Origin of the sequence: Streptomyces sp. WMMB 322 (genome assembly GCF_900090145.1) — a bacterium.
In the GTDB taxonomy this organism is placed as follows: domain Bacteria; phylum Actinomycetota; class Actinomycetes; order Streptomycetales; family Streptomycetaceae; genus Streptomyces.
Window position 1 is genome coordinate 144,859 of record NZ_FMHI01000020.1, and the last position, 9,319, is coordinate 154,177.

General features: G+C 68.7%; 10 protein-coding genes and 1 pseudogene. All 11 read right to left on the minus strand.

The genetic code is table 11. The features are described from left to right. Nucleotides 1-27: 27 nt before the first annotated feature. Nucleotides 28-264: an ATP synthase F0 subunit C gene (gene atpE, locus H180DRAFT_RS25440; protein ID WP_055488475.1), complete on the minus strand. Its 237-nt coding sequence runs from the start codon at nt 262-264 to the stop codon at nt 28-30. A gap of 82 nt (nt 265-346) precedes the next feature. Beyond that, the gene (gene atpB / locus H180DRAFT_RS25445) at nt 347-1,180 is read right to left on the minus strand and encodes a F0F1 ATP synthase subunit A (RefSeq protein WP_055488476.1); all 834 of its coding nucleotides are present in this window, start codon (nt 1,178-1,180) and stop codon (nt 347-349) included. Nucleotides 1,181-1,408: 228 nt separating this feature from the next. Next, nucleotides 1,409-1,849, minus strand: a complete 441-nt coding sequence (locus H180DRAFT_RS25450; protein WP_055488477.1) for a Cg1360 family ATP-synthase-associated protein — start codon at nt 1,847-1,849, stop codon at nt 1,409-1,411. Nucleotides 1,850-2,008: 159 nt separating this feature from the next. Beyond that, nucleotides 2,009-3,436, minus strand: a complete 1,428-nt coding sequence (locus H180DRAFT_RS25455; RefSeq protein WP_055488478.1) for an MraY family glycosyltransferase — start codon at nt 3,434-3,436, stop codon at nt 2,009-2,011. Nucleotides 3,437-3,527: 91 nt separating this feature from the next. Continuing rightward, entirely contained in the window at nt 3,528-4,229 is a 702-nt protein-coding gene (locus H180DRAFT_RS25460; RefSeq protein WP_254666180.1) for an arsenate reductase/protein-tyrosine-phosphatase family protein, read from the minus strand. Nucleotides 4,230-4,389: 160 nt separating this feature from the next. Then, entirely contained in the window at nt 4,390-5,037 is a 648-nt protein-coding gene (locus tag H180DRAFT_RS25465; RefSeq protein WP_055488479.1) for an L-threonylcarbamoyladenylate synthase, read from the minus strand. After that, nucleotides 5,037-5,918: a peptide chain release factor N(5)-glutamine methyltransferase gene (prmC, locus tag H180DRAFT_RS25470; protein WP_055488480.1), complete on the minus strand. Its 882-nt coding sequence runs from the start codon at nt 5,916-5,918 to the stop codon at nt 5,037-5,039. The genes H180DRAFT_RS25465 and prmC overlap by 1 nt, the downstream gene beginning before the upstream one ends. Before the next feature lie 33 nt (nt 5,919-5,951). Next, nucleotides 5,952-7,031, minus strand: coding sequence for a peptide chain release factor 1 (gene prfA / locus H180DRAFT_RS25475; protein ID WP_055488481.1), 1,080 nt, complete (start codon nt 7,029-7,031; stop codon nt 5,952-5,954). Nucleotides 7,032-7,134: 103 nt separating this feature from the next. Beyond that, entirely contained in the window at nt 7,135-7,359 is a 225-nt protein-coding gene (gene rpmE / locus H180DRAFT_RS25480; protein WP_055488482.1) for a 50S ribosomal protein L31, read from the minus strand. Nucleotides 7,360-7,510: 151 nt separating this feature from the next. After that, nucleotides 7,511-8,638, minus strand: a complete 1,128-nt coding sequence (locus tag H180DRAFT_RS25485; protein ID WP_055488483.1) for an LCP family protein — start codon at nt 8,636-8,638, stop codon at nt 7,511-7,513. A 340-nt stretch (nt 8,639-8,978) separates the two neighbouring features. Then, nucleotides 8,979-9,319: pseudogene (locus H180DRAFT_RS25490) on the minus strand (transcription termination factor Rho); the annotation flags it as partial.

Sequence of the window (9,319 nt, forward strand, 5' to 3'; positions counted from 1 at the left end):
ACGAGTATTTCGGTCAGTGAGCGACGATCACGGACCGTAGACGAACGGCATGACAATGCCGATCAGGGCCAGCGCCTCACAGAAGGCGAAACCGAGGATCTGGTTCTGACGGATCAGACCAGCGGCTTCGGGCTGGCGGGCGAGCGCCTGGGTGCCGTTTCCGAAGACGATGCCGACGCCGATGCCCGGGCCGATGGCGGCGAGGCCGTAGCCGACGGAGCCGAGGGAGCCGCTGACAGCAGCGAGGTTCTGGAGAGCGGACATGCCGTTTCTTCCTTCTGTTTCACGGGCCGGTGGGGGTTGGCCACCGGACAGCCAGGTGGTCGTGTACGTACGGGAGTTGGTCTCAGTGGTGTTCGGCGAGCGCACCCTGGATGTAGCTGCACGCCAGGAGGACGAAGACGTAAGCCTGGACGGCCTGGATGAACAGCTCGAAGGCCGTCATCGCGATGGTCATCAGGAACGAGACGCCCGCGTAGGCGATCCCGATGCCGTTGAGCATGTACCAGGTGGCGATCGTGAACATCACGATCAGCAGGTGACCGGCGAACATGTTGGCGAAGAGCCGGACCGCGTGCGTGAAGGGACGCACGAGCAGGTTCGAGAAGAACTCGATGGTCATGCTCATCGGGAGCACCGGGCCGAGAGACTTGTCGTAGCCGGTGAAGTTCTTGAACGCGCCGACCACGCCGTGCCGCTTGAAGGTCAGCGAGACCCACAGGATGTAGACGATCAGAGCCAGACCCATGGGGTAGGAGATGATCGACGTCACCGGGAACTGGGCGAGGGGGATGACCGACCAGAGGTTCATCACCCAGACGAAGAAGAACAGGGCGACCATGAGGGGGACGTACTTCTCGCCCTCCTTCTTGCCGATGGTCTCGTAGACGATGCCGCGGCGGATGAAGTCGTATCCGGCCTCGCCGATCATCTGGAGCTTGCCCGGCACGATCTTCGGCTTGCTGAACGCGGCCCAGAAGAACCAGAGGATCGCGATGGTGCCCAACACCGCCAGCAGCATGGTCTTGTTGATGTCGACGCCGCCGACTGTGGCGATCGGTTTGAACACGAAGGAGTGCAGGCCCGGCGAGACTTCATTGAAGCCACATCCACCGAAGAGGTGGCAATCGGTCTCGAAGGCGAGCATCTGGTCAGCACTCACCGCGAGCTCCTTCTGCATGGCGCATGGATACGGCTACCTCGATGTGTCGGCGCGGCGCACGGCCACGGAGCGGCACTGGACTGTTCTGACGAATATGGGGGCGCCGACCGGTCACCGGGCGGGACCGCCCGTTCCGTTCCGGGGAACGGGAGGACTCGGCCGCCTGCGCCTGCTGCACCGCAGCTGGGACGGGACGATAGCAGTTGCCGAAGCGGTTGCTTATCCCGGCCCTACACCCACCGCGGATCACGAATTCGCGCCGGTCGGAGCGGTCTTCGTGTCACCACCGGAGGGTTCCGGCTCCACATAAAGGATCTTGGCCTTCGTGTGTGCCCGGGCCTGCGCGGCGACCCACACCAGGGAGGCGGCCAGCAGCGAGAAGCCGAACGCCTTGGTGTTGAAGAGCGTCGTGTCCTTGAACGCCATCAACACCACACCGAGGAGGAGGATCTGCGTCGTGTAGAGCAGCAGACCCATCGCCTGGAAGAGGTGCGGCAGTGACTTCGCGATGTGCTGGAGCACGCCGAGGCCGATCCCCATGAAAAGGATCACCACGGCGGCGCCGACCACCGCACCGATCACACCCTTGCCGCCCGCGAGCACACTGCTCACGACCGCGGCCACGGCACCTGCGAGGGCGGTCGGGACGGCGCACTGCACGAGCATGCGGGCGTCGTTCGACTGCATGGGAGTTGCTCCGGAAGATCGGGGGCGTCTGTCGTCGGGGACGACCGTCTCCCCGGCGAGGAGATGCGGAACCGCACCAAGGACCTTCGCATTACGGTCCTTCGGCCCCGTCGCCGGGTTTCGTGAACGCTATCACAAACTATTTGATGAGGTCTTTACCTACTTGGTGTGCTCGCCGTCACACGCGGGCTCCGAACTCCGGGCGCTGCGCTGACCGTTGCGGCCGATCGCGGTGGCCCCGTTGAGCCCCGCGAATGCGGGCTGAGGTGCATCTTCGGCCTTTTCCGTTTTCTCCTTCTCCGCCACCTCGGCCGAATTTCCGCTGCTCGCGGTGAATTTCGCATTCTGCTCGATATCACCCAAAGCAGGTGAATCGGGCGAAGTGTTCGATCCGTCATCGGTCCCGTCCGCGCTCTCTGCCTCACGCCGGTAGCGCGGCGGCACGAACGCGTACGCCCACCGCGGCACTTGCGGCGTGAAGCGCGGCAGCAGCAGCACCACGAGGCCCACAGCGCTCAGCAGGACGATCGCGAGCACGATCCCGAGGCTGGCGGACTGCACCGAGAACGCGACCGCCCCGAAGGCGATCAGCGCCGACCAGAAGTACATGATCAGCACCGCGCGGCTGTGCGAGTGCCCGATCTCCAGCAGCCGGTGGTGCAGGTGACCCTTGTCCGCCGCGAACGGCGACTCCCCCCGCCAGGTCCGGCGGACGATCGCCAGCACCAGGTCGGCGACGGGGATCGCGATGATCGTCAACGGCAGCAGCAGAGGCATGTACAGCGGCACCATCGTGTGCACCGCGGACCGTTCGGAGCCGGTGTGCTGCACCATGAGGTCCGGGTCGACCTGGCCGGTGATCGAGACCGCGCCCGCGGCCAGCACGAGACCGATCAGCATCGATCCCGAATCGCCCATGAAGATGCGCGCCGGGTGCATGTTGTGCGGCAGGAAGCCCAGGCACATGCCCATCAGAAGGACGGCGAAGAGCGTGGCCGGCGCTGCCGCCTCGACGCCGTAGCCGTACCAGATCCGGTAGGCGTACATGAAGAACGCCGCGGCGGCGATGGTGACCATGCCCGAGGCCAGACCGTCCAGGCCGTCCACGAAGTTCACGGCGTTGATGGTGATCACGACGAGTGCGACCGTCAGCAGCGTGCCCTGGAGCTGGGTCAGCGCCACGTTTCCCACACCCGGGACCGGCAGCCACAGGATCGTGAGGCCCTGAAGGACCATGACGCCCGCGGCGATCATCTGACCGCCAAGCTTGACCAGCGCATCGACGCCCCACTTGTCGTCCAGGACGCCCAGGAGCCAGATCAGGCCGGCGCCGGAGAGCAGCGCGCGCGGCTCGTCGGAGAGGATGAACAGCTCGCCGATGTTGGTGAGTTGGGAGGCGACCAGAAGCCCCGCGCACAGGCCGCCGAACATCGCGATGCCGCCGAGACGCGGCGTCGGTTCGCGGTGCACATCGCGCGCCCTGATCTGCGGCATCGCCTTCGCCGCGATGGCGAACTTCCGCACCGGCCCGGTCAGCAGATAGGTGACCGCTGCCGCGACACAGAGCGTCAGCAGATATTCACGCACGGGTTCCCCAGGGGTTTCGCTGTTCCTTGGCCCCACACCATAGGACACCTGCGCGGGACCGGCGGTTCCACGTATGCGGACAACAGCGCCCCTACCGTGCGGGAACGCCCGTCAGAGCGGTGACGACCGGGTCCAGGGCCTTGCTGATCTCGTCGCCCACCGAGCGGAAGTACGGGATGGGGGCACCGTAGGGATCATGGATCTCGTCCGCCTCCGGGCTGGGCGCCAGCAGCCAGCCGCGCAGGGCCGCCGCGGCCTGGACCAGGGCGTAGGCACGCTCGACGACGCCCTCGGCGGAGCGGGGGTCGGGCAGCGTCGCCGCATCTATGGCCCGTACGAGCCGCGTGAACTCCTTCAGCGTGAACGTACGCAGCCCGGCCGAATGCCCCATCGAGACGACCTGTGCGCGGTGGTCGCGGGTCGCGGTGAGCACGAGGTCCGCGCGGATCACGTGCTCGTCCAGCAGTTCGCGGCCGCGGAATCCCTCCGGGTCCGCACCGTGCTCCAGCAGCACCTCGGCCGCGTGATCCTCCATCGGTGCGCCCTCGTGCCCCCACGTGCCGGCGCTCTCCACGAGGATGCCCCCGCTGCGGCCGTCCCCGAGCCGCTCCTGGAGGGCATGCAGGGTCAGCCGCTCGGTCAGTGGCGAGCGGCAGACGTTGCCGGTGGAGACGTGGAGGATGCGGAAGGCACCGGCGCGACCCGTGCCGGAGGCCGCGCCCGCGCCCCATGCGGAGCCTGCGCCGCTTATGCCGCCGGGTTCCGCGGTGCCACGCCCGTGCGGGGTGTTCACTGCAGGCATCTCCCGGCCCGCCCGTCCGCGGGACGCTTCCTCCGGCCCCTGCTCCCGGTCCGGCCGGAAGCGCCGGCCGTGCAGCGGCCGGCCGGGGAGGCGGACCCCGGAGGGCGAGGCGCACCGGAGGGGGCGGGGCCTGCTGCGGCCCTCCTCCCGCTCATGGGGCCACCTCCAGGTCGGGTACGACCTTGCACAGCTCCTCGGCGCTCACCGCGCCCGTGCGCAGCAGCACCGGCGTCGTGCCCGTGACGTCGACGATCGAGGACGGCACGGAGTCGGGTGTCGGACCGCCGTCGAGGTAGACGGCCACGGAGTCGCCGAGCATCTCCTGCGCCGCGTCGCAGTCCTGCGGCGCGGGGTGACCCGTCAGGTTCGCCGACGAGACGGCCATCGGCCCGAACTCCTTGAGCAGGTCGATGGCGACGGGGTGCAGGGGCATCCGTACGGCCACGGTGCCGCGGGCGTCGCCCAGGTCCCACGTCAGCGACGGCTGGTGCCTGGCGACGAGCGTGAGCGCGCCCGGCCAGAAGGCGTCGACCAGTTCCCAGGCCGACTCGGAGAAGTCGGTGACGAGGCCGTGCAGCGTGTTCGGGGACCCGACGAGCACCGGCGAAGGCATGTTCCTGCCACGGCCCTTGGCCTCCAGCAGATCACCGACGGCGTCGGGGCTGAAGGCGTCGGCGCCGATGCCGTACACCGTGTCCGTGGGGAGCACGACGAGTTCGCCGCGGCGCACCGCCGAGGCGGCCTCGCGCAGGCCGGTCTTGCGGTCGGTGACGTCGGTGCAGTCATAACGCCGTGCCATCACGGCACCTCCCTGCGGGCTGTGGCGAATCGGGGCCTGTTGTTGAGGTCGGGGTGGTCCGCCGCGTCTGCCCAGCCGCGGTCCTCGGTGAAGATCCACGGGACCTGACCGCCCTGGGTGTCGGCATGCTCGACGACGACGAGGCCGCCGGGGCGCAGCAGCCGGTGTGCCGTGCGCTCCAGACCACGGATCGTGCTCAGCCCGTCCTCCCCGGAGAACAACGCCAGTTGCGGGTCGTGGTCGCGGGCTTCGGGTGCCACATACTCCCATTCGGTGAGCGGGATGTAGGGCGGGTTGGAGACCACCAGGTCGACCTGGCCGTCGAGTTCGGGGAGCGCCGTCAGCGCGTCGCCGTGGTGCAGCGTGACGCGGCTGCCCTCCACGTTCTTCGCGGCCCAGCCGTAGGCGCCCTCGTCGAGTTCCACGGCGTGCACCCGGGAGCGCGGCACTTCCTGCGCCAGTGCCAGCGCGATGGCTCCGGAGCCGGTGCACAGGTCGACGATGAGCGGCTCGGCCACGTCCATCGCCCGTACCGCCTCTATCGCCCAGCCGGCCACGGACTCGGTCTCGGGGCGGGGCACGAACACCCCCGGTCCGACCTGAAGTTCGAGGTACCGGAAGAACGCACGGCCGGTGATGTGCTGGAGCGGCTCGCGGGCCTCACGGCGTGAGACGGCCTCCCAGTAGCGTGCGTCGAAGTCGGAATCCGGGACGAGGTGGAGTTCGCCGCGCTTGACGCCGTGCACGTACGCGGCCAGTTCCTCGGCGTCGAACCGTGGCGAGGGCACCCCGGCGTCGGCGAGCCGCTGGGTCGCCTGTGCCACCTCGGCGATCAGCAGACCGCGTGGGTTCGGGGGCCGCCCCCCGGACGAATGAAGCATTTTCTCTTCCGTACCAACCGTCCGTACGCGCGCTCAGTGGGCCGCGGCCAGCTTGGCCGCGGAGTCGGCGTCGACGCACGCCTGGATCACCGCGTCAAGGTCGCCGTCGAGAACCTGGTCGAGGTTGTAGGCCTTGAAGCCGACCCGGTGGTCGGAGATCCGGTTCTCCGGGAAGTTGTACGTCCGTACCCGCTCCGACCTGTCCACCGTACGCACCTGGCTGCGGCGGGCGTCCGACGCCTCCTGGTCGGCCTCCTCCTGCGCGGCGGCCAGCAGCCGGGCCCGCAGGATGCGCAGCGCCTGTTCCTTGTTCTGCAGCTGGCTCTTCTCGTTCTGGCAGGAGACGACGATGCCGGTCGGCTCGTGGGTGATGCGCACCGCGGAGTCGGTGGTGTTGACGGACTGGCCGCCGGGCCCGGAGGAGCGGTAGACGTCGATCCGCAGATCGTTCGCGCTGATCTCGACGTCGACGTCCTCGGCCTCGGGCAGCACGAGGACGCCGGCGGCCGAGGTGTGGATGCGGCCCTGCGACTCGGTCGCGGGCACGCGCTGCACGCGGTGCACCCCGCCCTCGTACTTCAGCCGCGCCCACACGCCCTGGCCGGGCTCCGTCGCACCACCGCCGCCCTTGGTCTTCACGGCGACCTGCACGTCCTTGTAGCCGCCGAGGTCCGACTCGGTGGACTGGATCAGCTCGGTCTTCCAGCCGACGCGTTCCGCGTAGCGCAGATACATCCGCAGCAGGTCACCGGCGAAGAGCGCGGACTCGTCGCCGCCCTCCCCCGCCTTGATCTCGAGGATGACGTCCTTGTCGTCGCTGGGGTCGCGCGGCACGAGCAGCAGCCGCAGCTTCTCCGTCAACTCCTCGTGCCGGGCCTCGAGTTCTTTGCCCTCGGCAGCGAAGTCCGGGTCGTCCGCGGCGAGTTCACGTGCGGTGGTGATGTCGTCCCCGGTCTGCTTCCAGGAGCGGTACGTGGCGATCACCGGCGAGAGTTCCGCGTACCGCTTGTTGAGCTTGCGGGCGCGCGCCTGGTCGGCGTGGATCGCGGGATCGGCGAGCTGCTTCTCCAGCTCGGAGTACTCGCCGACGAGTTCCTCGACCGCCTCGAACATCGTTTGTCCCTTTACGTGAAGAAGGAAGTGCCAGGCAGCGCGAAAGAGCGCCGGCCCCTCACGCCCGGCGGGGCGTGCCGAGGAGACCGGCGCTCGGGTGGTGCTACTTCTTTGCGGAACCGGAGCTCTTGCCGAAGCGGGCCTCGAACCGGGCCACGCGGCCACCTGTGTCGAGGATCTTCTGCTTGCCGGTGTAGAACGGGTGGCACGCGGAGCAGATGTCGGCACGGACGATGCCGCCGCTCACGGTGCTGCGAGTCGTGAAGGAGTTGCCGCAGGTGCAGCTCACCTGGGTCTCTACGTACTCGGGGTGAATGTCGCGCTTCAAGGTGTCTCCTATTTCCTGGAGGGCACCGGGTCGGAGGACGGGCTTGTCCACCGTGAACCGGGGCCGACGGTCCAGTCTGCCATCACTGGCCGTACCTCCCAAAACCGGGGGCAGGCGCCGGATATTCCCCTGCGCGGCCCGCGGGAGGGCTTCAGCCGACCACGCGTGCGGCGTCGCCGGACTCGCTCGCCGAGCCCTTCTGCGCGGACTTCGGTATGGCGGCGTCCCGCTTGACCGCCGACCACATCTCGGCTGCCTTCGACTCCAGCGGCACCACGCGGTTGGGGTCCTGCGGGTCGTACGTCACCGGCAGCGTCGACATCTGGATGTCGTCGGACTTGATCCCCTTGAGCATGCGGGCCAGCCCGGCCAGGTCACCGACCGTGTCCAGTCCGGAATCGGTGGTGACGGCGGAGGTGGCACCGTCGGCCAGGCCGTACAGCTTCTTCGGGCTGCCGAACACGCCGACGCTGTCGACCTGGTCCCTGAGCGCCTTCAGGAACGCCTGCTGGAGCTGGATGCGGCCCAGGTCGCTGCCGTCGCCGACCCCGTGGCGCGTGCGGACGAGGCCGAGGGACTGCTCCCCGCCGAGCTTGTGGGTGCCGGGCTCCAGATCGAGGTGGCTGTCGGGGTCGCTGATCGGCTTCCTGGTGGTGACCTCGACGCCGCCGAGGTTGTCGACCAGCTTCTTGAAACCGGAGAAGTCGACCTCCACGTAGTGGTCCATGCGCACGCCGGACATCGACTCCACCGTCTTGACCGCGCACGCAGGGCCGCCGACCTCGTACGCGGAGTTGAACATCGCGCTCTGCGGGGGCGCGGTCCCGCTGCCGTCACCCGTCACGCAGCCCGGGCGCTCGACGATGGTGTCGCGCGGTATCGACACGACGCTCGCCTTGTCGTGCTTCTTGTTGATGTGCACGACCATCGCGGTGTCGGAGCGGGCACCCGACTGCCCGCCGCCGTACCCGGCGTTGTCACCGGAACGGGTGTCGGAGCCGAGGACGAGGATGTCCATCGAGCCGTTCGGGACGTCACCCGGCCGGTGCTTGCCGAGCTTGGCGTCGATGTCCACGCCGGAGATGTTGCCGTTGAGCTTGAAGTAGGCGAAGCCCAGGCCGGTGCCGCCGAGGACGACCGCCACCGCCGCGGTCCAGGCGGCCGCCTTCAGGACCTTCCGGCGTCGTGTGTGCGGCTTGCGACGTCGGCCGCGGGCGCTCGGCCGGCCCCCGGAGCGGCCCGTCTCCGGGGCCGGTCCGCCGGTGCTCTCGTCCGTCATCGTCGCTTACCCCAGTCCTGCCGCGCGGCTTTCCCGTCCGTCCCGGTACGGGCACGGCATGCGCACCCGTTTTCACACCCCGGCAGGGTTGCACACTGCGTGACGAGCGCGCTTCGCCTGTGGACAACGGCCCGGAGTGCGCCGGGTGGGCGGGGAGAAGGCAGCTTCGCGCCGCCTACCTGGACGGATGGCTCTCCGGAGGTTCCGAGGAGAGACCCGGGTCACGGGCGGCAGCTGTGTCCAAGCTCTCAGCCTCCGTCACACAGAGCGAGGACCGTCCCACCACAAGTGGCGGAGCGGCCCTCGCTGCCGGGCCGGCGCGGCCCGTACGTACTCCCGGTCAGTCGCCGCCGTTGCCGGGGGTGGGGGTGGTCTTCTGGATCTGGAGCAGGAACTCGGTGTTGGACTTGGTCTGCTTCATCTTGTCCAGCAGGAGCTCGATGGCCTGCTGCTGGTCCAGGGCGTGCAGGACCCGGCGCAGCTTCCAGATGATCTGCAGCTCGTCGCCCGCCATGAGGATCTCCTCCTTGCGGGTGCCGGAGGCGTCCACGTCCACGGCGGGGAAGATCCGCTTCTCCGAGAGCTTGCGGTCCAGCTTCAGCTCCATGTTGCCGGTGCCCTTGAACTCCTCGAAGATCACCTCGTCCATGCGCGAACCGGTCTCCACCAAAGCGGCGGCCA